Origin of the sequence: Arthrobacter zhaoxinii (assembly GCF_024385505.1) — a bacterium.
Taxonomy (GTDB): domain Bacteria; phylum Actinomycetota; class Actinomycetes; order Actinomycetales; family Micrococcaceae; genus Arthrobacter_B; species Arthrobacter_B zhaoxinii.
Window position 1 is genome coordinate 767,416 of record NZ_JANFLT010000006.1, and the last position, 21,330, is coordinate 788,745.

General features: G+C 66.8%; 19 protein-coding genes. 15 read left to right on the forward strand and 4 right to left on the reverse strand.

Translation table 11 applies throughout. From position 1 onward, the window contains the following. The first annotated feature begins 42 nt into the window (after positions 1–42). Entirely contained in the window at positions 43–651 is a 609-nt protein-coding gene (locus tag NNX37_RS14950) for an HAD family hydrolase (RefSeq protein ID WP_255793496.1), read from the forward strand. 39 nt (positions 652–690) lie between these two features. Here NNX37_RS14950 and NNX37_RS14955 read toward each other — a convergent pair whose 3' ends face one another. Both NNX37_RS14955 and NNX37_RS14960 read right to left on the reverse strand, forming a co-directional pair. Further along, entirely contained in the window at positions 691–1,557 is an 867-nt protein-coding gene (locus NNX37_RS14955; RefSeq protein ID WP_255793497.1) for an endo alpha-1,4 polygalactosaminidase, read from the reverse strand. After that, positions 1,554–2,516, reverse strand: a complete 963-nt coding sequence (locus NNX37_RS14960; protein ID WP_255793498.1) for a quinone oxidoreductase family protein — start codon at positions 2,514–2,516, stop codon at positions 1,554–1,556. The genes NNX37_RS14955 and NNX37_RS14960 overlap by 4 nt, the downstream gene beginning before the upstream one ends. Positions 2,517–2,638: 122 nt before the next feature. Between NNX37_RS14960 and argC the strand changes: the two genes are divergently transcribed. The 9 genes from argC (at position 2,639) to NNX37_RS15005 (ending at position 12,003) form a co-directional block, all read left to right on the forward strand. After that, the gene (gene argC, locus NNX37_RS14965; RefSeq protein WP_255793499.1) at positions 2,639–3,670 is read left to right on the forward strand and encodes an N-acetyl-gamma-glutamyl-phosphate reductase; all 1,032 of its coding nucleotides are present in this window, start codon (positions 2,639–2,641) and stop codon (positions 3,668–3,670) included. Then, a complete protein-coding gene (argJ, locus tag NNX37_RS14970; protein WP_255793500.1) occupies positions 3,670–4,887 on the forward strand; it encodes a bifunctional glutamate N-acetyltransferase/amino-acid acetyltransferase ArgJ in 1,218 nt (405 codons plus the stop codon). The genes argC and argJ overlap by 1 nt, the downstream gene beginning before the upstream one ends. 13 nt (positions 4,888–4,900) lie before the next feature. Beyond that, complete coding sequence (gene argB / locus NNX37_RS14975; protein ID WP_255793501.1) at positions 4,901–5,824, forward strand: acetylglutamate kinase; 924 nt, start codon at positions 4,901–4,903, stop codon at positions 5,822–5,824. After that, positions 5,821–7,104 carry an acetylornithine transaminase gene (locus tag NNX37_RS14980; RefSeq protein WP_255793502.1) on the forward strand — a complete coding sequence of 428 codons (1,284 nt, stop codon included), beginning with the start codon at positions 5,821–5,823 and terminating at the stop codon, positions 7,102–7,104. Before argB ends, NNX37_RS14980 begins: the two co-directional genes overlap by 4 nt. Further along, positions 7,101–8,066 carry an ornithine carbamoyltransferase gene (gene argF, locus NNX37_RS14985; RefSeq protein ID WP_255793503.1) on the forward strand — a complete coding sequence of 322 codons (966 nt, stop codon included), beginning with the start codon at positions 7,101–7,103 and terminating at the stop codon, positions 8,064–8,066. The genes NNX37_RS14980 and argF overlap by 4 nt, the downstream gene beginning before the upstream one ends. Beyond that, the gene (locus NNX37_RS14990; protein ID WP_255793504.1) at positions 8,063–8,599 is read left to right on the forward strand and encodes an arginine repressor; all 537 of its coding nucleotides are present in this window, start codon (positions 8,063–8,065) and stop codon (positions 8,597–8,599) included. Before argF ends, NNX37_RS14990 begins: the two co-directional genes overlap by 4 nt. Before the next feature lie 97 nt (positions 8,600–8,696). Beyond that, a complete protein-coding gene (locus tag NNX37_RS14995) occupies positions 8,697–9,905 on the forward strand; it encodes an argininosuccinate synthase (protein WP_255793505.1) in 1,209 nt (402 codons plus the stop codon). Between the two features lie 4 nt (positions 9,906–9,909). Beyond that, positions 9,910–11,367 carry an argininosuccinate lyase gene (gene argH / locus NNX37_RS15000; protein ID WP_255793506.1) on the forward strand — a complete coding sequence of 486 codons (1,458 nt, stop codon included), beginning with the start codon at positions 9,910–9,912 and terminating at the stop codon, positions 11,365–11,367. A 117-nt stretch (positions 11,368–11,484) separates the two neighbouring features. Next, positions 11,485–12,003 (forward strand): pyridoxine/pyridoxamine 5'-phosphate oxidase, encoded by a 519-nt coding sequence (locus NNX37_RS15005; RefSeq protein ID WP_255793507.1) that lies wholly within the window; start codon positions 11,485–11,487, stop codon positions 12,001–12,003. Between the two features lie 55 nt (positions 12,004–12,058). Here NNX37_RS15005 and NNX37_RS15010 read toward each other — a convergent pair whose 3' ends face one another. Further along, positions 12,059–13,636, reverse strand: a complete 1,578-nt coding sequence (locus NNX37_RS15010; protein WP_255793508.1) for an HNH endonuclease — start codon at positions 13,634–13,636, stop codon at positions 12,059–12,061. 167 nt (positions 13,637–13,803) lie between these two features. Between NNX37_RS15010 and NNX37_RS15015 the strand changes: the two genes are divergently transcribed. Together NNX37_RS15015 and NNX37_RS15020 are read left to right on the forward strand one after the other, a co-directional pair. Then, positions 13,804–14,661 (forward strand): SRPBCC domain-containing protein, encoded by an 858-nt coding sequence (locus tag NNX37_RS15015; RefSeq protein WP_255793509.1) that lies wholly within the window; start codon positions 13,804–13,806, stop codon positions 14,659–14,661. A 47-nt stretch (positions 14,662–14,708) separates the two neighbouring features. Continuing rightward, entirely contained in the window at positions 14,709–15,362 is a 654-nt protein-coding gene (locus NNX37_RS15020) for a DNA-3-methyladenine glycosylase (RefSeq protein WP_255793510.1), read from the forward strand. A 52-nt stretch (positions 15,363–15,414) separates the two neighbouring features. On the opposite strand, the gene NNX37_RS15025 is transcribed toward NNX37_RS15020, so the two are convergent. Beyond that, positions 15,415–16,407, reverse strand: coding sequence for an aldo/keto reductase (locus NNX37_RS15025; RefSeq protein WP_255793511.1), 993 nt, complete (start codon positions 16,405–16,407; stop codon positions 15,415–15,417). Between the two features lie 204 nt (positions 16,408–16,611). Here NNX37_RS15025 and NNX37_RS15030 point away from each other — a divergent pair, with 204 nt between their 5' ends. From NNX37_RS15030 to tyrS, 3 genes are all read left to right on the forward strand, one after another. After that, positions 16,612–17,166: an adenine phosphoribosyltransferase gene (locus NNX37_RS15030; RefSeq protein WP_255793512.1), complete on the forward strand. Its 555-nt coding sequence runs from the start codon at positions 16,612–16,614 to the stop codon at positions 17,164–17,166. Between the two features lie 153 nt (positions 17,167–17,319). Next, positions 17,320–19,581, forward strand: a complete 2,262-nt coding sequence (locus NNX37_RS15035) for a HelD family protein (RefSeq protein ID WP_255793513.1) — start codon at positions 17,320–17,322, stop codon at positions 19,579–19,581. Positions 19,582–19,594: 13 nt separating this feature from the next. Beyond that, complete coding sequence (gene tyrS / locus NNX37_RS15040; RefSeq protein ID WP_407079969.1) at positions 19,595–20,920, forward strand: tyrosine--tRNA ligase; 1,326 nt, start codon at positions 19,595–19,597, stop codon at positions 20,918–20,920. Positions 20,921–21,330: the final 410 nt, after the last annotated feature.

The following is a 21,330-nucleotide window of genomic DNA, read 5'->3' on the forward strand; positions in this document are numbered from 1 at the left end:
GGACACGGCTCCGCGCTCCGGACCGTTCGCTAAGCTGTGGCGATGACTCCGCGAACGTACTGGTACCTCTTCGATTACGGCATGGTGATTTCGACGGCTCCCGCTCCGGAGGACTGGAGGCTGCTGGAACAGGCCACCGGCCGCCGGGAGCTGGAGCCTGGCACGAGCCCGTATTGGGAACGGCGCGAAGACTTTGACGCCGGCCGGCTGACCCCGGCGCAGTACTGGGGAAGCGTGCTTGGCCGGGATGCGGGGCCGGACGAGGTGGAGACACTGGAGGAGCTGGACGCAGCGCAGTGGGCGCATTTGAATCCCCGGACGCTGGAGGTCCTGGAAACGCTGCACCGCTCGGGTGCCAACCTGGCCCTGCTCTCCAACATGCCGGACCGTATGTCTCGCAGGTATTCCGCCGAGTCGCCCTGGGCGAACCGCTTCTCGAAGCTGTACTTCAGCGGGCAGATGGGCCTGGTGAAGCCGGATCGGAGGATCTTCGACCGGGTGGCTGCCGATCTGGGGGCGGCGCCCGAGGGCATCGTCTTCATTGATGACAACCCGCAGAACATCTCGGCGGCACGGGCCCTGGGGTTCCAGACGGTGCTCCACACCGGCGGAACGGACCTGCGGGCAGAGCTGGCCCGGCTCGGCCGGTAGGAGCGGACCCGGCACTGCCCTTCCGGGGTTCTTCGGGCGTTAGCAGGGCTGTCTCGAGGCACCGAGGTCCAGAGGCTTCAGCATGGAGGTCAGACCGAGTTGCCGTGTCTCGGCGCAGAAATCCAGGGTCCCGGCATATTCAACATGCAGAACGGCTTTGCCGGCATCGGTGAACGGCAGATACAGGCTGCACTCGTCATAGCGGACGCATTCCTCGTTGACGGCGAAGTCGAAACTGTCCACGAGCTCGGGAATCTGGTCGACGTCGTTCTTCAACGCCACCGACAAACCGCGGGAGTGGGCCAGCTCTGCAACAGCGCGGTTGTACGCCAGCTGGTCCTCGGCCGTCAGCGGAAATCCGGTCTCGTTGACGTACCCGTCCAGGTTGTCCGGCTCAACAGCATCGAAACCCTTCGCAGCGCAGGTATCCATCCGTGCTGCCATGATCGGCAGGAGAACGTCCGTCTGCCGGATGTCGAGCCACTCTTCGTCCGGCCAGCCGTCCAAGGGCTGCCCTCGGACGGCGACAGGAAACTCTCCTGCATCACTGCGGTATTCCTCCCGCGACCCGGCGGAGAAGTAACAGATCAGCCGTCGTCCATGCTGCTTCAAAGCGTCAATCTCTTCCGGGGTGGTGGTTTCAAAGTCCACGTCGAAAACCGCAGCGTCTACGTCCAGATCGAGTCTGCCGCTGAGCTGCCACTGCCAAGTGGAACCGGGCGGGGGCAGCCACAGCGGGACGCCGGGCTCCGCAGAGGCACCGGCGCCCCGGGCACTGCTCTCCGCGGGAGCACTGCTGTCCGCCGGAGCACATGCCGGCGAAACTGCCGCGAGGAGCAGCACCAGCATCAGCGGGACGAACTTCCCCGCAGCGCCGCCGGGCCTCCGCCGGCTATTCTTCCTCACGGGACCAGTAGTACCTTCCCCGTAGTCCTGCGTCCCTCAAGGTCTGCGTGCGCCCGGGACGCTTCTGCCAGCGGATAGGTCTGTCCGATCCGTACGTCCAGTTTCCCCGCCAGGACCGCGTCAAACAGCTCGCGGACCCGCCACTGTCGTTCCTCGGGCGTGAGCAGGTGGTGCGCCACGGTAGGCCGGGTCAGGAACAGCGAGCCGGAGGAGTTCAGCCGCTGGATGTCGAACGGCGGGACCTGCCCGGAGGCGGCGCCGAAGAGCACCATCATGCCCCGGGTGCGCAGGCTCGCCAGCGAGCCGTCGAAGGTGGCCTGCCCGACGCCGTCGTACACCACGTCCACACCCTGTCCGCCCGTGAGGGCACGGACCTGGTTCGCGAACCCGTCATAGTGCAGCACATGGTCGGCCCCGGCGCCGCGGGCAAGCTGCTCCTTTTCCTCGGTGGACACGGTGGTGATCACCGTTGCGCCCTTGGCCTTGAGCAGCTGGATCAGCAGCAGTCCCACGCCGCCGGCCCCGGCATGCACCAGCGCGGTCTGACCTTCCTGCACGGGAAAAGTGGAGTTGCACAGGTAATGCGCGGTAATACCCTGGAGCAGCAGTGCGGCCGCGGTGTCGTCCCGGATCCCGGCAGGCACCGGCAGCGCCACGTCTGCATCCAACAGCATGTACTCGGCGTAGGCGCCGCGGCCCTCCGCGGTGGCTACCCGGTCGCCTTCGCGGAAGCCCGATTCAAGTCCGGCGGACACCACGGTTCCGGCGGCTTCGGAACCGGGTGTGAAGGGATATGACATCGGATAAACGCCGCTGCGCTGATAGGTGTCGATGAAGTTCACGCCCGCTGCCGCTACTTTGACCAGGATCTCGCGGGGTCCGGGCTGGGGAAGGGCAACGTCTTCATAGCGCAGGATTTCCGGTCCGCCGGGCTGCGGGACGACAATGGCTTTGTGCATGGCATGGCCTCTTTTGCTTCGCTGTTACGTGCCGGGCAGTGCGGTGCCGCCCAATGTGGTTCCAATCATAGGTCTTGCATAAATATTGGAAGCAGTGCATAAGTGTGCTGTAGGGTGGGGGCATGACGATTTCCGTAGCAGTCTCGGGCGCCAGCGGCTATGCCGGCGGCGAAGTGCTGCGCCTGCTGGCCGGCCATCCGGAAGTATCCATTGGTGCCATTACGGCCCACAGCAACGCGGGCAGCCGGCTGGGGGAGCTGCAGCCGCACCTGCATTCCCTCGCTGACCGGGTGCTGGCGGACACCACAGTCGAAACCCTGGCCGGACACGACGTTGTGTTCCTTGCCCTGCCGCACGGTGCCAGCGCCGGGATTGCGGCACAGCTGGATCCCGGCACCCTGGTCATCGACGCCGGTGCGGACCACCGGCTCGAGGATCCCCTCGCGTGGGAAAAGTTCTACGGTTCCGAGCATGCCGGGACCTGGCCGTACGGGCTGCCCGAACTGCCCGGCCACCGTGAACGCCTCAAAGGCGCCCGCCGGATTGCCGTGCCCGGCTGCTACCCCACAAGCTCCCTCCTGGCTCTGACTCCCGGATTCACCGCCGGGCTGCTGGAGCCGGAGGACGTCGTCATCGTTTCGGCTTCCGGCACTTCCGGCGCAGGCAAGGCCGCCAAGCCGCACCTGCTGGGTTCGGAGGTCCTGGGCGGCATGAGCCCGTACGGAGTGGGCGGCAGCCATCGGCATACCCCTGAAATCGAACAGGGCCTGTCCGCGGCTGCCGGCGAGTCCGTGGCCGTGTCCTTCACGCCCACGCTGGCGCCGATGGCCCGCGGCATCCTCACCACCGCCACTGCGAAAGTGCGCCCCGGCGTCGACCCGGCAGCTCTGCGTGCGGCGTGGGAATCCGCGTATGCCTCGGAGCACTTTGTCCGGGTGCTGCCGGAAGGGCAGTGGCCCGCCACCAAGATGGTGGTCGGCTCCAACTACGCCGTGATGCAGCTGGCCTACGATCCCCATGCGAACCGGGTGATTGTCAGCTGCGTGATCGACAACCTCAACAAGGGAACTGCCGGCGGCGCCGTGCAGTCCATGAACATTGCCCTCGGCCTGGATGAAACCGCGGGACTGACACAGCAGGGGGTGGCACCGTAATGAGTGCCGAATCAGCTACCGGATCGACTACCGGCAGCGCCACCGGAACCACCGGAATCACCGCTCCGGCGGGCTTCCGCGCCGCCGGCGTGGCCGCCGGCCTGAAGGATTCCGGCGGACGCGACGTCGCCCTGGTGGTCAACGACGGTCCGTCGAAGGCAGCAGCAGCCGTCTTTACCCGGAACCGGATCACGGCGGCCCCTGTCCTGTGGTCCCGGCAGGCGGTGTCCGACGGACGGGCCGACGCCGTTATCCTCAACTCCGGCGGCGCCAACGCCTGCACCGGCACCGAAGGGTTCCAAAACACCCACACCACCGCCGAACACACTGCGGAACTCCTGGGACTCAGCGCCGCAGACGTCCTCGTCTGCTCCACCGGCCTGATCGGCGTCCAGCTGCCCATGGACAAGCTGCTGTCCGGTGTCCGGGCCGCAGCCGAGGCACTGTCGGACGACGCCGGTGCTGACGCAGCGCATGCCATCATGACCACCGACACGGTGGCCAAGCAGGCGCTCTTCACCGGCACGGACGGCTCCGGCCGGACCTACCGGATCGGCGGGATGGCCAAGGGCGCCGGAATGCTGGCCCCCGGACTGGCCACAATGCTGGTGGTCCTGACCACCGACGCGGACCTGTCGGCACCTGCCCTGGACTCGGCGCTGCGGGCCGCGACGGCCGTGACCTTCGACCGGACCGATTCGGACGGCTGCATGTCCACGAATGACACCGTGATCCTGATGGCTTCCGGCGCCTCGGGTGCCGGGCCCGAAACAGTGGACTTCGCCAGCGGACTCACCGACGTCTGCCTCTCGCTGGCGCAGCAGCTCATCACGGATGCCGAAGGTGCCAGCCACGACATTGCGATCACCACGGTCAACGCCGCGACGGTCGCTGACGCGGAAACGGCTGCACGCGCCGTCGCCCGCTCCAACCTGTTCAAGACCGCCATTTTCGGCAATGACCCGAACTGGGGCAGGGTGCTGTCCGCGGTCGGCACCACCGACGCGGCGTTCGAACCGGATCTGATCGACGTCACGATCAACGGGGTGCAGGTCTGCCGGAACGGCGGGATCGGTGATCCCCGGGAAAACGTGGACCTGGCACCGCGCGCCGTGAACGTGGAAATCGATCTGCACGCCGGCACGGAAAGCGCCACCATCTGGACGAACGATCTCACCACGGATTACGTCCACGAGAACTCTGCGTACAGCAGCTGACCGGGGGACAGCCATGATCACACCAGCAGCGGCCGGCGAACGGCTGCGGGCGCAGGACAAAGCAGAAACGCTGATCGAGGCGCTACCCTGGATCCAGCGCTTCGCGGGCACCACCATGGTCATCAAGTACGGCGGCAATGCCATGGTCAATGAGGACCTTCGGCGCGCGTTTGCCGATGACATCGTGTTTCTCCACCACGCGGGCGTACACCCGGTGGTGGTCCACGGCGGCGGTCCGCAGATCAGCGCCATGCTTGACCGGCTCGGTATTGCCTCCGAATTCCGCGGCGGGCTGCGGGTGACTACTCCCGAGGCGATGGACGCCGTGCGCATGGTCCTGACCGGCCAGGTGGGCCGCGAGCTCGTAGGGCTCGTCAACGCGCACGGTCCCTACGCCGTGGGACTGTCCGGCGAGGACGGCGGCCTGCTGGAGGCTGTGCGGACCGGCGCCGTGGTGGACGGCGTGGAAGTGGACCTGGGCCTGGTCGGGGAAGTAGTGGGGGTCAACCCCGGTGCCATCCTGGACATCATTGCCGCCGGACGGATCCCGGTGATCAGCACGGTGGCACCTGAGGTGAACGCCGACGGCGGCACCACCGGACAGGTGCTCAACGTCAACGCGGACACGGCCGCCTCCGCCCTGGCAGTAGCCCTGGGGGCCTCGCGGCTGGTGGTGCTGACGGACGTGGAAGGCCTCTACGGGGCATGGCCGGATAAATCCTCGCTGATCTCCTCGCTGACCACCACGGAACTGCGGACCATGCTGCCCGGCCTTGAATCTGGCATGATCCCCAAGATGCAGGCGTGCCTGGCCGCCGTCGAGGGGGGAGTGGACCGTGCCGCGGTCGTCGACGGCCGGATGGCGCACTCCATGCTGCTGGAAATCTTTACCGAAGCAGGGATCGGCACCCAGGTAGTACCGGAGGAACAGCCATGAGTAACCAGGAACCCCAGGGCACGCCGCCCGGGGCCGCAGCACCAGCGACGCAGCAGGCCTGGCTGGACCGCTACGACTCATCCCTGATGGGCGTCTTCGGCGCTCCGCAGCGGGCGCTCGTGAGCGGCAGCGGCTGCTACGTGGAGGACGCCGACGGAAAGCAGTACCTCGACTTGCTGGGCGGCATTGCGGTCAACTCGCTGGGCCACGCACATCCGGCGCTCGTAGCGGCTGTGTCCGATCAGCTCGCCACCCTCGGCCATGTCTCCAACTTTTTCACCAGTCCTTTGCAGGTGCAGCTCGCCGAACGCCTGCTTTCGCTCGCCGGCGCCCCGCAGGGGTCGAAGGTGTTCTTCGCGAACTCCGGTGCCGAGGCCAACGAGGCTGCCTTCAAGCTGGCCCGGCGGAATTCCGATCCCGCTGCCGGCCGTACCCGCATCCTGGCACTCGAGGGAGCGTTCCACGGCCGGACCATGGGAGCGCTGGCACTCACGGCCAAGCCTGCCTACCGGGAGCCGTTCGAGCCGCTGCCTGCCGGCGTGGAGCACCTTCCGTTCGGCGACGTCGATGCGCTGCTGGCGGCCGTGGACGAAACCGTGGCCGCCGTCTTCCTGGAACCCATCCAGGGCGAGGCCGGTGTGCGGCCGCTGCCCGAGGGCTACCTCCGCGCCGCCCGTGATGCCACCCGCGCTGTGGGAGCCCTGCTGGTCATTGACGAAGTACAGACCGGGATTGGCCGCACGGGCAAGTGGTTCGCTTCCGAAGGCGTTCTTCCGGACGCCATGACCCTGGCCAAGGGGCTGGGCGGCGGGTTCCCGGTCGGTGCGCTGCTGACCTTCGGCGAAACGACGTCCACCCTGCTGGCTGCCGGGATGCACGGGACCACCTTCGGCGGTAATCCCGTGGCCGCCGCTGCGGCCCTGGCCACCCTCTCGGTCCTGGAATCCTCGCAGGTGCTGGCCAATGTGCGTGCCACCGGGGAATACCTGCGCCGGGAACTGGCGGCCATGGAGTCCGTGGCCGAGGTGCGGGGCGAAGGCTTTCTGATCGGCATCGACCTGGACGAGGACGTTGCTCCGGCAGCGGTCGCGGCTGCATTGGACGCCGGCTTCATCATCAACAGCACCGGCCCGGCAACCCTGCGGCTGGCTCCTCCGCTGATCCTCACCGCAGAACAGGCCGGGAGCTTCCTGGATGCGCTGCCGGGCATCCTGGGTGCGGCCCGGGCCGCATCAGCAGCACCCGCTTTCTCCAGCACAACCACTGAAGGAAAACCATGACCCGTCATTTCCTGGTCGACACCGACCTCACGCAGGCGGAGCAGGCCGAAGTCCTGGATCTGGCCGATGCCCTGAAGAAGGACCGCTACAAGCACCAGCCGTTCGCCGGCGAATCGACCGGCCGCAAGACCGTCGCGGTCATTTTCGACAAGACCTCCACCCGGACCCGGGTGTCCTTTGCCGCCGGCATTTCGGACCTGGGCGGCGTGTCGCTGATCATCGGTGCGGGGGAGTCCCAGCTGGGACACAAGGAGAGCGTCGCGGACACCACCAAGGTGCTCGAACGCATGGTCTCCACCATTGTCTGGCGGACCTATGCCCAGTCCGGCCTGGAGGAAATGGCAGCGAACTCCTCGGTGCCGGTCATCAACGCCCTGTCCGACGACTACCACCCCTGCCAGCTCCTCGCGGATCTCATGACCATCCGCGAGCACAAGGGCACGCTCGCCGGCCTCACTCTCGCCTACGTCGGCGACTGCGCCAACAACATGGCCAACTCCTACCTGCTCGCCGGTGTCACCGCAGGCATGCACGTCCGGGTTGCCGGCCCGCTGGGCTACCTCCCTGATCCGCGGATAGTGGACGCCGCTGCCGCCCGGGCGGAAGAGACCGGCGGCTCCGTCACCATCACGACCGACGCCGTGGAAGCCCTGGCCGGAGCCGACGTCGTCGCGACCGATACCTGGGTGTCCATGGGGCAGGAAGCCGAAAAGGCCGCCCGGCAGGAGCTGTTCCGCAGCTACGCCGTGGACGCCGACGCCATGGCGTCGGCCGCGGAAGACGCCGTCGTGCTTCACTGCCTGCCCGCCTACCGCGGCTACGAAATCTCCGCCGACGTGCTTGACGGACCGCAGTCCGTGGTGTGGGACGAAGCCGAGAACCGCCTGCACGCCCAGAAAGCCCTGATGGTCTGGCTCATGGCGCAGTCCGGCCTCACCGGGATTCCGGAGGCTCGGTCATGACCATGCCGGCGACAAAGACCGCCCGCCAGGCGCGTATCCGTACCCTGCTGACCGGCCTGTCCATCCGTTCCCAGGCAGAACTTGCCGCACTGCTGGCCGACGACGGCGTGCAGGTGACGCAGGCGACCCTCTCCCGCGACCTGGTGGAACTGGGAGCGGTGCGCATGCGCGGCAAGGACGGTGCCCTGGTGTACGCCGTTCCGTCCGAGGGCGGGGAGCGGGCGCCCAAGTCAGGCGTCACCCAGGAAGTCCTCGACGCCCGGCTGGCCCGGCTCTGCGGAGAGCTGCTGGTCACCGCCGAGGCGTCGGCGAATATCGTGGTGCTGCGGACTCCGCCCGGTGCCGCGAATTTCCTGGCGCTGGCGATCGACCATTCCATCCTGCCGTCCGTGCTGGGCACCATTGCCGGTGACGACACCGTCATGATGGTGACGCGGGACCCCGAGGGCGGGCCCGACCTGGCCGCCCGCTTCCTGCGCATTGCCGACGAAGCCAGCAACAACGGCTCCGCGCCCGAGAGCCGGATCCTGTAACCGAAGGTCCGCTGAGCAGCGGACCTTCCACCAACTTTCATCCTGAACCAACCAGCGGACCGTACGGGCCGCGACCAATGCAAGAGGAGCAAAACCTGTGAGCGAACGTATTGTTCTGGCCTATTCCGGTGGCCTGGATACGTCAGTGGCCATTGGCTGGATTGCCGAGGCAACCGGTGCTGAAGTCATCGCCGTAGCCGTGGACGTAGGGCAGGGCGGCGAGTCCCTGGAAACCATCCGCCAGCGGGCCCTGGACTGCGGCGCCGTCGAAGCCTACGTGGCGGACGCCCGCGAGGAATTCGCCACCGAGTACTGCATGCCCGCGCTGAAGGCCAACGCCCTCTACATGGATGCCTACCCGCTGGTCTCGGCACTTTCCCGCCCCGTGATCGTCAAGCACCTGGTGGCTGCTGCCCGCCAGTTCGGCGCCACCACCGTCTCCCACGGCTGCACCGGCAAGGGCAACGACCAGGTACGCTTCGAAGTCGGCATCCAGACCCTGGGCCCGGACCTGAAGTGCATTGCACCGGTCCGCGACCTGGCCCTCACCCGCGACAAGGCCATTGCCTTCGCGGAGGAGAAGAACCTGCCGATCGCCACCACCAAGAAGAACCCCTTCTCCATCGACGCCAACGTCTGGGGACGTGCCGTGGAGACCGGTTTCCTGGAAGACATCTGGAACGGCCCCACCCCGGACGTCTACGAGTACACCTCCGATCCGGCGTCCGCTCCGGCTCCGGATGAAGTTGTCATCACGTTCAAGGAAGGCGTGCCGGTAGCCATTGACGGCAAGCCGGTCACCCCGCTGCAGGCCATCGAGGAAATGAACCGCCGCGCCGGCGCCCAGGGCATCGGCCGGATCGACATCGTCGAAGACCGCCTCGTGGGCATCAAGAGCCGCGAAATCTACGAAGCTCCCGGTGCCATGGCCCTGATGGCAGCACACCGCGAGCTGGAAAACGTCACGGTCGAGCGCGAGCAGGCCCGCTTCAAGAAGACGGTCGGCCAGCGCTGGACCGAGCTGGTCTACGACGGCCAGTGGTTCTCCCCGCTGAAGCAGTCCCTGGACGCCTTCATCGGCGACACCCAGAAGTACGTCTCCGGCGACATCCGCATGACCCTCGACGCCGGCCGTCCGGTAGTGACCGGCCGCCGCTCCGAGTCATCCCTGTATGACTTCAACCTGGCCACCTACGACACCGGTGACAGCTTCGACCAGTCCATGGCCCGCGGCTTCATCGAGCTGTTCGGGATGTCCTCCAAGGTGGCCTCCGGCCGCGACCAGCGCCTAGCAGAAGGTAAGTAAGCACATGAGCCACGGCAAGTCGCCAGAAGAAGCAGCGGGCGCCGGGTCCTCCGGTTCAACCGTCCAGGGTGCCCTGTGGGGTGGCCGGTTCGCCGGCGGCCCGGCAGACGCCCTTGCGGAGCTGAGCAAGTCCACCCACTTCGACTGGCGGCTTGCCGGCTATGACATTGCAGGCTCCCGGGCGCATGCCCGGGTACTGCACAAGGCCGGCCTGCTCGACGACGCAGAGCTGGAGGGCATGCTCGCCGCCCTGGACCAGCTTGACGACGACGTAAAGTCCGGCGCGTACCAGCCTGCGCCGTCGGATGAGGATGTGCACGGCTCGCTGGAACGCGGACTGATCGAACGGGCCGGCACCCAGCTGGGCGGCAAGCTTCGGGCCGGCCGGTCCCGCAATGACCAGATCGCCACCCTCGGCCGGATGTACCTGCGGGACCATGCCCGCATCATCGGTGCCGGCGTGCTGTCTGTGATCGATGCCCTGGTGGGCCAGGCGCAGACGCACCTCGGGGTGGCCATGCCCGGGCGCACCCACCTGCAGCACGCCCAGCCGGTCCTGCTCAGCCACCACCTGCTGGCCCATGCCTGGTCCCTGCTGCGCGATGTGCAGCGGCTGGCCGACTGGGATAAGCGGGCGGCAGTCTCTCCCTACGGTTCCGGTGCCCTGGCCGGCTCCTCGCTTGGCCTTGATCCGAACGCCGTGGCGGCGGACCTGGGGTTCGATTCCGCGGTGTGGAACTCCATTGACGGCACCGCTTCCCGCGATGTCTACGCCGAGTTCTCCTGGATCGCGGCCATGATCGGCGTGGACCTGTCACGGGTCAGCGAGGAGATCATCATCTGGGCCACGAAGGAGTTCTCCTTCATCACGCTCGACGACGCGTACTCCACCGGGTCCTCGATCATGCCGCAGAAGAAGAACCCCGACGTCGCCGAACTTGCCCGCGGCAAGGCCGGACGGCTCATCGGGGACCTGGCCGGGCTGCTGGCCACCCTGAAGGGTCTTCCGCTGGCCTACAACCGTGACCTGCAGGAAGACAAAGAACCGGTCTTCGACGCCGCCGACACCCTTGAGGTACTGCTTCCGGCGGTGTCCGGGATGATTGCAACCCTGAAGTTCAACACCGAGCGGATGCAGTCGCTGGCACCACAGGGCTTTGCCCTGGCCACCGACATTGCCGAGTGGCTGGTCCGCCAGGGTGTGCCCTTCCGGGAAGCGCATGAACTCTCCGGATCCGCGGTGCAGCTGGCCGAGGGCCGCGGCGTCGAACTCTGGGACTTGACCGATGAAGACTATGCCGGAATCTCACCGCATCTGACGCCCGAGGTGCGCACTGTGCTCAGCACCGAAGGCTCGCTGGACAGCCGCAGCTCCCAGGGCGGCACCGCCCGGTCCGCTGTGGAGCTGCAGCTTGCGGAACTGAACCGGCAGGTCGGCGAGGTCCGCGGCTACGCGGGCTGATTCTGCCCGACCTTGATGGCGGACCCCGCGGAGAGCCTCCGCGGGGTCCGTTCTTTTCGGTGCCGGGCTCCGGGACAGGTGGAGCAGCGGCACCGGCATCCAGCTACGCTGGGCGGCATGAGTGATTCCTTCCGGGCCCGGCTGCGCGCCCTGCCGGACTTTCCCGAGGACCTTCCCGACTTCGATCCGGCCGCGGCAGCGCAGGACCCTGCGGAGTTGTTCCGCCAGTGGCTTTCCGATGCCCTGGCCGCCGGGGTGCGGCAGCCGCATGCGTTCTCCCTTGCCACCGCCGACGCGGACGGGCATGTTTCCTCACGGATGCTCATCCTCAAGGACATCGACGACGACGGCTGGCAGTTCGCCACGGCCCGCACCTCGCGCAAAGGCGGGGAGCTGGCGGAGAACCCGAACGCTGCAATGAACTTCTACTGGCCGGAACTTGGCCGGCAGATCCGGGTGGCCGGGGCCGTGGTGCAGCTGTCAGCCGAAGCGTCGGCTGCCGACTGGGACGCCCGGCCGGCATCGGACGGGAGCTCGAACCCGGCATGGCAGCTCTACGCGCTGAAGCCGCGGGAGATCGAATTCTGGCAGGCCCGGGCAGACCGGCATCACATCCGGCATCGGATGGTGTTCTGAAACTCAGCCAGCTCCGAGCCTGCATCCGTGCCGCTGGAGACCCTCCGTTCCGTCGTTAGAACGGGGGTGAGGTTTCGTGGGGCCGGGTCTCCTGCGGCGGTGGTTCCGCCCGGTGCTCAGGAGGCTCATGGCCGTTGGCGCGCAGGCGGAGTTGGGGCGTGGTCTGGTAGGTCCGGCCCAGCGGTGAGGTCCATTCCAGGATCCCGGAACCCGGTCCGGCAGTTGATTGGGATGCTTTCCAGTGGCCGAGAGTCTTGAATCGATGATGCTTCCGGCACAGGTGTGAGAGGTTCGTGTGGTCGGTTGTTCCTCCCCGCGCCCAGGGGACGGTGTGGTCGATTTCGGTGGTGGAGTGTCCTGATGCAGGTGTCTCACAGCCCGGGAAGCGGCACGTTCCGTCGCGGGCCTGGAGCCAGCGCCGCAGGCCCGGCGGGATCCGGCGGCGTTTCCCGACCCCAAGGATGTCCCCGGTGGCCCTGTCCTGCACGAGGCCGGTGAGGTGGGAGGCGTTTTCGGCCAGCCGGCGGGCGGTTTCCGCGCTGATGGGTCCGTAGCCGTTGAGTTCCGCGGGCTGATCATCCAGGCCCAGGAGGGTGTCGGCGTTGACGAGGACCATGATCTCAGTCCGGGCACCCGCACCCGCACCGGCACGGGAACCGGCCGGCGTCGGTTCGCTGACCGGATGCTTGTCGTGACCTGCCGGCCTCCGGTGCGGTGCCTGCGGTGTCTGCAGACCCGGCGCTTCGTGCCTGGTAACAGGTGCGCCGGTCAGTAACGAGGCGAGGATGTCTGCCCGGAGCTGGCCAACGCTTCGGGGGTCTCCGGCGGCCTGCTCCCCGCGGGCAGCGGTGGTCAGGGCACCGTAGATGAGTTGTCCCTGTTCGGCGGCGAGGTAGGCGCCGAGTTCGGCCATCCCGTCGGGCCGGGCTTCGAACCAGACCTTCCGTGCCTCCAGGGCTTTGCGGTGGCGGGGAATGATGGTTTCGGGGTGCAGGCGTTCGCGCAGCCCTACCGCGGTCCGCGTGAACTGCGCGTCTGTGTGTCCGGGAGCGCGGGCAAGTAAGTCCGCCTCGAAGCGGGTTTGTTCGGCTCCGTCCAGGAACCGGCATTGGTCCAGGATGGTTCCGGCCTGCCGGCAGGACAGATTTCCCGCTTCAAGGGCGCCAAGAGAAGCAGTGAAGCCGGTGCAGAGGTCCAGGGCATCGGCCAGCAGCCGGGCCGCTGCCTGGTAGGAGAGGCACAGCAGGGTCTGGACCTCCGTGGCGGTCAGGCTGAACACCTGAGAAGGGTCCGTACGTTGTCCCGCATCCGGCGCTCCCGCCCCCGATGCTCCCGCACCCGACGCTCCCGCCCCCGATGCTCCCGCTGTGCAGGCGTCCCGGACGTGTTCGTGCAGCCGGTGCAGGGTGCGGGCCTGCTGGGCGTACCGCCAGGCGTCCAGAGTGTGCAGGCGCTGCAGGACGGTCGAAACGGCTTCCCCGTTCAGGCGGGCGGGGTTCTGCAGCGCCAGGGTGCCGGTGAACCCGTCCGGGAACCGGGTCCGGCGTTCCGGGCTGTTGGGCCGGGCATAAAACACCCCGGCAGCGGCTCGGCCTCCGAGCCCGCCTCCGGTTTCGTATCCGTGCTTTTCCATACCCCAAGACTTTCAGCCGGCACCGACATTTCCGGCCCGAAAACCTGCTCGATCACGCCGCACCCGGCACCCCCGGATACCCGTCTTTTCGGCTCGACTACCTACCCGCCCCTCCCTGCGGCGTACCTGCCGAAGCTACCCTTGGAAGAACCCCAGGAGGACACGCCATGACCGAGTCCAGCGCCCTTGAAACGCCGGTTCCCACCGGAAGAATCGAGCGCCGCCCGGACGGGTACAGCCTGGTCTTTGAGCGCCGTTTCGATTTCCCCGCGGGCCACATCTGGGAGGTGCTGACCAACGGCGACAAGGTGGCCCAATGGCTCGGCATGGTGAGTCCCGGCTGGCAGCTCGGCAAGGAATACCGGCTGGACATGGGCACCGCGGAGGTCACCGGAACCGTACTGCAGATGAGCCCCGGACTTAGCCTGCAGTTCACCTGGGAGGACCCGCTGGGGGACGAATCCGTCCTCGACTGGCAGGTGCTGGAAACCCCCGACGGTTCATTGCTGCAGCTCCGCACCCATGAGGAAAGTGCGGATTTCCTCACCGAAGGCGCCGCCGGGTGGCAGGGGATCCTGGACGTGTTCGACGACGTCGCGTCAGGCAGGGAACCTGCCCGCACGTCCATGGACCAGTGGCAGGCCCTCCGCGACGCTTACGCCGAGGAATTCGATGTCTCGCCCACCATGGGCCGCGTGGATGCTGCCGGGATCGTCTTCGAACGCTGGTTCAACGCCGCTGCCGGCGATGTCGGCAGCGCCCTGGACCGGGCGACGTCGGACCTCGGCATCGGCGCGGAGGCCTCCGTCGACATTACGGACGACGGCGGCCGTACCCGCGTCGTCGTCCGGCAGCCGCTGAGCGGTGGAACCGGCGGATCAGACGCGGCGTCCGCCCTCCTCGCCGCCTGGCACGAGGCCCTGGACGCAGCCGGAGACCACCTTGCAGGCAATCCCTGGCATCCCAGCTCCCGGAGGCGGGCTGCCCTGAAGGAGTTCTACGGGGCGTCAGCCGGAAACAGCTGAGCAGCACCCCGAAAAACCTCCTCGCCGAAGCTTGCTACCGTCAAAGTATGGCTTTTGCGAGTGAACGAGAACGTCTTGCCGTCCCTGCCACCTCCGCGGCACCCCAGCTGTTGGGCGCGGTCCTGACCCACGACGTCGACGGCGAACGCGTCAGTGTGCGGATCACCGAGGTGGAGGCCTACATGGGTGACGCCGATCCCGGCTCCCACGCGTTCCGCGGCCAGACCGCGCGGAACGCCACCATGTTCGGCCCGGCCGGGCACCTGTACGTGTACTTCACCTACGGCATGCATTACTGCGCCAACATCGTCTGCGGAACGGAAGGCGATGCCACCGGGCTGCTGCTGCGCGCGGGCGAGATCGTCGAGGGGGCCGATATCGCGGCGGTGCGGCGGGGAAACCCGCGCAACCCGCTCGACCTCGCGCGCGGCCCGGCACGGCTCGCCCAGGCCCTGGGCATTTCCCGGCCGCTGGACGGCGCGGATGTGTTCGCGCACCCCCTGCACCTTGCATTGCCGGCCGAACCGGTGAGCCGGGAACTCCTGTCAACCGGACCGCGAGTGGGGGTCAGCGGCCCCGGCGGCTCAGACGAATATCCGTGGCGGTACTGGCTCACGGGTGACCCGACTGTGTCCAAGTACCGTCCCGCCCAGCCGCGCAGGCAGCCGGCGTCCGCGGGAGCCGCGGCTCTGCGGCCGTGAAACACAGAACGGCGCCCCGGGAAACCCGGAACGCCGTTCTGTGAAGCTGCCGCTAGGAGCGCGGAAGCGGAGCCTGCGCGGAAATGAGCTTCTTTTCCAGCAGTTCGTCCCAGAACGCACCCGGGATCTCGGCCTTCATCGCCGCGACATCCTCTGCGACGCGTCCGGGCCGGCTGGAGCCCGGGATGACCGCAGCCACGGCGGGGTGAGCGGCGGAGAACTGCAGGGCAGCTGCCTTCAGGCTCACATCGTGCCGGGAGGCGACCGAGGTCAGCTCGGTGATCCGGGCCTGGACCTGCGGAGGAATCTCTCCGTAGTCGAACGTGTCGCCGCCCAGCAGGGCACCGGAGTTGAACGGACCGCCGACGACGATACCTACGCCCTTTTCCTGTGCCTTGGGCATCATGCGCTGCAGGGCACGCTCGTGCTGCAGCAGCGTGTACTGAGTGGCGGACAGGCTCATGGTCGGAGCAGCCTCGTCCATGTCCATGGCCAGCTCGATGGGCTCGGTGGTATTGACGCCGAGGCCCCAGCCGTTGATGACGCCCTCATCCTGCAGGCGGGCGAGTACCCGGAACGCACCGGTCCGCGCCTCGTCGAACTTGGAGATCCACTCGTCGCCGAGGAAGTCGCGGGACGTGTCGTGGATGAACACGAAGTCCAAACGGTCCGTCTTGAGCCGGTTCAGGCTCTCCTCGATGGACCGCAGAGTGGCGTCCGTGGTGTAATCCGTGGCGATCTTGTTCGAACGCCCGTGGGTGAAGAGGCCGGAGCCCTTGTCTTCTTCCTCGTCCAGGATCAGCCGTCCCACTTTGGTGCTGAGCACGTACTCGTCGCGGTTGTGCTGTGAGAGCACCTCGCCCAAACGGGATTCCGCCAGACCGGCGCCGTAGAAGGGAGCGGTGTCGAAGTAACGGATCCCTTCGTTCCAGGCCGCCTCGACCGTTGCCAGCGCCTCATCCTCCGGGATGTTCCGGAACATGTTTCCCAGCGGGGCTGTGCCGAATCCGATCTTGTTCTTGAGCACTTCGTGCAGGTTCGCCATGCGTTGAAATCCTTGACTGTTGGTGCGGTAACTTCCGGGTCCTTCCGAGGGGCCCGGAAGGTGCAAACCGGCGGCCGCTGCCCTTTATTCCTCCCACTGGTTCTCCACCGGCCGGTTCCCGCGGTGCGGACACCCGGAGAGACAAGCCCCACAGCCGGGCGTACGGCCCGGGCGCGGACCGGGCGGAACGGGTAAGGTGGACGGGTGAAAGATGCCCCGGCAGAACCGGATAACCACGAGTCCATTGAACAAACCATCGAACGCCTGGGCGCTGTAATCCCCGATTACCCCAAGCCCGGTATCGTCTTCCGGGACCTGACCCCGGTCTTCGCAGACGGGCCGGCCCTCCGCGGCGTCGTGGATGCACTGATTGCCCCGTTTGAGGGACAGTTCGACTTCGTCGCAGGAGTGGAAGCCCGGGGCTTCCTCCTCGCCGCCGCCGCAGCCTACGCGTCCGGGAAGGGCGTCATCACCGTACGCAAACCCGGCAAGCTGCCCCGCGAAGTGTTCTCCGAGAGCTACTCCATGGAATACGGAGACAGCACCCTCGAACTGCACCGCGACGACATGCCCGTCGGCTCGCGCGTCCTTATTCTCGACGACGTCCTGGCCACCGGCGGAACCCTTGGCGCTGCTGCCCGCCTGATCCGCAAGGCCGGCGCTGAAGTGGCCGGATTCGGCGTCGTGCTGGAACTGGGCGACCTCGGCGGCCGGGACCGCCTCGGCGACACCCCCGTCACCGCGCTGATCCGTTACTAGGGTCCGCCCCTTTCCAAGGGGCGGTGCCGGATGGTGCGCGACACGCTCATCACAGGCAGCAGCGTGAGAGATAAACCGCATACATTAGTGACCTGCAAAAGTCCAAATGCACTGTAAGATTGACGCTCTGCCTTTGCGAGAGGGAACTCGAACATGCCTGAAACACCTTCAGCTTCCAACGAGCTGGAACACGAGCGTCAGTACGTCGCCGGTCTCTACTCACGCCTCGATGAGCTGCGTGAGGAGAAGCGGGAACAACTGGCCGCGATCCGGCGCAGCCATGCCTCCGGTTCCCACCAGAACCGTTCCGAACGGGACGCCTTTGCCACCATGTACGAGGACCGCCTCGCGCAGCTGAACGCCGTCGACGACCGGCTCGTGTTCGGCCGGCTGGACCTCGACGACGGCGAGGAACGCTACATCGGCCGCATCGGCCTCTCGACGGCGGAGCTGCAGCGGTTGATGGTGGACTGGCGCGCCCCCGAAGCGGGCACGTTCTACCAGGCCACCGCCTTCGAACGCCAAGGTGTACGACGCCGCCGGCACCTGATCCTCAAGGGCCGCAACGTGCAGGCCATCGAGGACGACGTGCTGGATTACTCCATGCTCGAGGATGAGGAAGCGCTGCAGGGCGAAGGGGCGCTCCTCGCTGCCTTGAACTCCAAACGGACCGGACAGATGTCCGACATCGTGGGCACCATCCAGGCCGAACAGGACCGCATCATCCGGGCTCCTCTGTCCGGAACCCTGGTAGTCCAGGGCGGTCCCGGTACGGGCAAGACCGCCGTGGCGCTGCACCGCGCCGCGTACCTGCTCTACACCCACCGCGAACGGCTGAAGTCGGCCGGCGTGCTGCTGGTGGGACCGTCCAACGCCTTCATCCGCTACATCGAACGCGTGCTGCCCTCCCTGGGCGAGACCGGCGTCGTGATGTCCAGCCTGGGACAGCTGATGCCCGGCATCACTGCCGCCCACGAAGAGGACCCGGCCACCGCGGAGGTAAAGGGCCGGCTGTACATGGCCGACGTCGTCGCCCGGGCGGTTGCCAACCGGCAGCGCCTGCCGCGCGAACCGCGGAAGCTGAACGTCGAGGGCACCATCCTGACCTTGACGCCCAAGCAGGTGCAGCGTGCCCGGGACAAGGCCCGCGCCACCGGGAAGCCGCACAACGAGGCCCGCGTGACCTTCGTGAAGATCCTCCTGCGCGAACTGACCGAACAGCTGACCGAACAGCTCGAGGAATCGGCGGGAGCCGGTAACAGCACCGATCGGGCCTACCTCGCCGAGGACGTGCGCAGTGCCCGCGACGTCCGCGTCGCCCTGAACCTGTGCTGGATGCCGCTGACCCCGGAAAAGCTCATCACCGAGCTGTTCAGCAAGCCGGGGCACCTGGAATCAGCCGCACCGGACCTCACCGATGCGGAACTGGACCTGCTCCGCCGCAGCCCCGACGCCCCCTGGACCGAATCCGACGTCCCCCTGCTGGACGAAGCCGCGGAACTGCTCGGCGAGCTGGATGCCTCGGCCGGGCGTGAGAACGCCCTCCGCGAGGAACAGCGCAAGCGCGACCTCGCCAATGCCGAAAGCGCCATTGCCAACACCGAAGGCTTCCTGGAGGACTCCGGTGCCCACGGCATCCTGTCCGCAGAGGACCTGGCGGACCACAACGCGGTGGGGGAGCAGCGGCTGACGGCTGCCGACCGCGCCGCCGTCGACCGGACCTGGGCCTTCGGGCACATCGTGGTTGACGAAGCGCAGGAACTCTCCGCCATGCAGTGGCGGCTCCTGATGCGCCGCTGCCCGCTGAAGTCCTTCACTGTGGTGGGCGATATTGCCCAGACCAGTTCGGCTGCAGGGGCAACGTCCTGGCAGGCCGCACTGGATCCGTTCGTGGGGGAGCGCTGGACCCTCGAGGAGCTCACCGTGAACTACCGCACCCCGGCGCAGATCGCCGAGGCCGCAGTACGCATGGCCAATGCGGCCGGCCTGGTGGTCTCGGCTCCGAAGGCCGTGCGCGAGGGCCGCTGGGCGCCGTTCATTGACGAGGTCTCCGAAGACAGCCTGCTCCAGCGGCTGCTGGACACCCTGCCCGAGGATCTGGACGCGCTCGACGGCGGCCTGCTGGCGATCATTGCCGAGGACCACCGCCTCGCTGCCGTCCGCCGCGCCGTGACCGAAGTGTATGGTCCCCGCGTTGGTTCCGGCGCCGGCGGTCTGGAGCAGGACATCGTGGTGACCTCCCCGCGGGAGGCCAAGGGCCTGGAGTTCGACGGCGTCGTCATCCTGGAACCGTCCGAACTGCTGACCGCAGCAGCCGGCAAGGTAGGGGACCTGTACGTCGCCATGACCCGCCCCACCCAGCGGCTGCGCCTGATCGCCGCCAACGGGATCCCCGCGGGCATTCCCGAAGACTGATAATTTAGAAAGCGTGTCAGACAACATCGTGAACCTCGAAGGCCTCAGCGCCCAGCAGAATGACTCCTCCTTTGCCAACATCTGGCAGGAACTGAAGTGGCGAGGCCTGGTGCAGGTCTCCACCGACGAGGCGGAGCTGGAAAAACTTCTCGCCGGGGGACCGATCACGTATTACTGCGGCTTCGACCCGACGGCGCCGAGCCTGCACCTGGGCAACCTGGTGCAGCTGCTCACCATGCGTCGCCTGCAGCTCGCCGGCCATCGGCCGCTGGCCCTGGTCGGCGGTTCCACCGGTCTGGTCGGCGACCCGCGCCCGACGGCGGAACGCACCATGAACACCAAGGAGACAGTCGGGGAGTGGGTCGGGTACCTGCAGGGACAGGTGCAGCGCTTCCTGAGCTTCGACGGTGAAAACTCCGCCCGCATGGTGAACAACCTGGACTGGACCGCTCCAATGAGCGCCATCGATTTCCTGCGCGACGTCGGCAAGCACTTCCGGGTGGGGACGATGATCAAGAAGGAAATCGTTTCCTCGCGCCTGAACTCCGATGAAGGCATCAGCTACGCGGAGTTCAGCTACCAGGTGCTGCAGGGCATGGATTACCTTGAGCTCTTCCGCCAGTACAACTGCGTGCTGGAAACGGGCGGATCGGACCAGTGGGGCAACCTCACCAGCGGCACCGAACTGGTGCGCAAGGTCGAGGGCAAGACGGTCCACGCACTGGGCACCCCGCTGATCACCAACAGCGACGGCACCAAGTTCGGCAAGAGCGAAGGCAATGCGGTCTGGCTGGACGGCACCATGACCAGCCCCTACGCCATGTACCAGTTCTGGCTCAACACTTCCGATACCGACGTGGTCGACCGCCTCAAGGTCTTTACCTTCATGAGCCGGGCCCGGATCGAGGAGTTGGCACGTGCTGTCGAGGAGGCGCCGCACAAGCGCGAGGCACAGCGGGCCCTGGCCTACGACGTGACGTCGCTGATTCACGGCACTGAGGCAACCGACAAGGCCATTGCTGCTTCGGCTGCGCTGTTCGGCCAGGGTGACCTGACCGAACTCGATGAAGCTACTTTGAAAGCCGCGACGGAACAGCTGCCGAGGGCCGTGGTGTCCCCGGATTCCCTGGGCATCATCGACCTGCTTGTCGCGTCGGAGCTTTCCAAGACCAAGTCCGAAGCCCGCCGCACGGTGTCCGAGGGCGGTGCCTACGTAAACAACGTCAAGGTCACTGACGCCGAAGCCGTAGTGGATTCGAAGGACCTGCTGCACGGCCGGTACTTGGTCCTGCGCCGCGGGAAGCGGACCCTTGCAAGCGTCGAGGTCTCTGCCGTATAGTTTTAATGCTTCCTTCGGGAGGCGGGTAAGCGGTCCGCGTGAGCGGTTTGGGCTTGTGTGGCGGATCACTTCGATCCGGTTTGCAAGGACTGGAACCGATGTGTAAAGTTACATGAGTCGCCGCGGCCGGGATGCTGGAAAAGCGCCCGAGCATGGCGGCCAAACCCCAACAAAAAACAGAGTCCTACCGGTGCGTGCCCTTTGCAGGGCCGGCGGGAAAGACTCCGGTTGGTGTGGGGTCCGGAAGAGCGGAAACGCTTTTGCGGTAAAACACTGCAGCGAAGAAGAAAGGGAAAACATTGTTTTCCCGAGTATTTTCGGATTGCGTCTGTTGTTTGAGAACTCAATAGTGTGCCAAGTTTATTGATACCAATTTATTTATATTGATTGGTTGAACAGGCCGTTTCCGC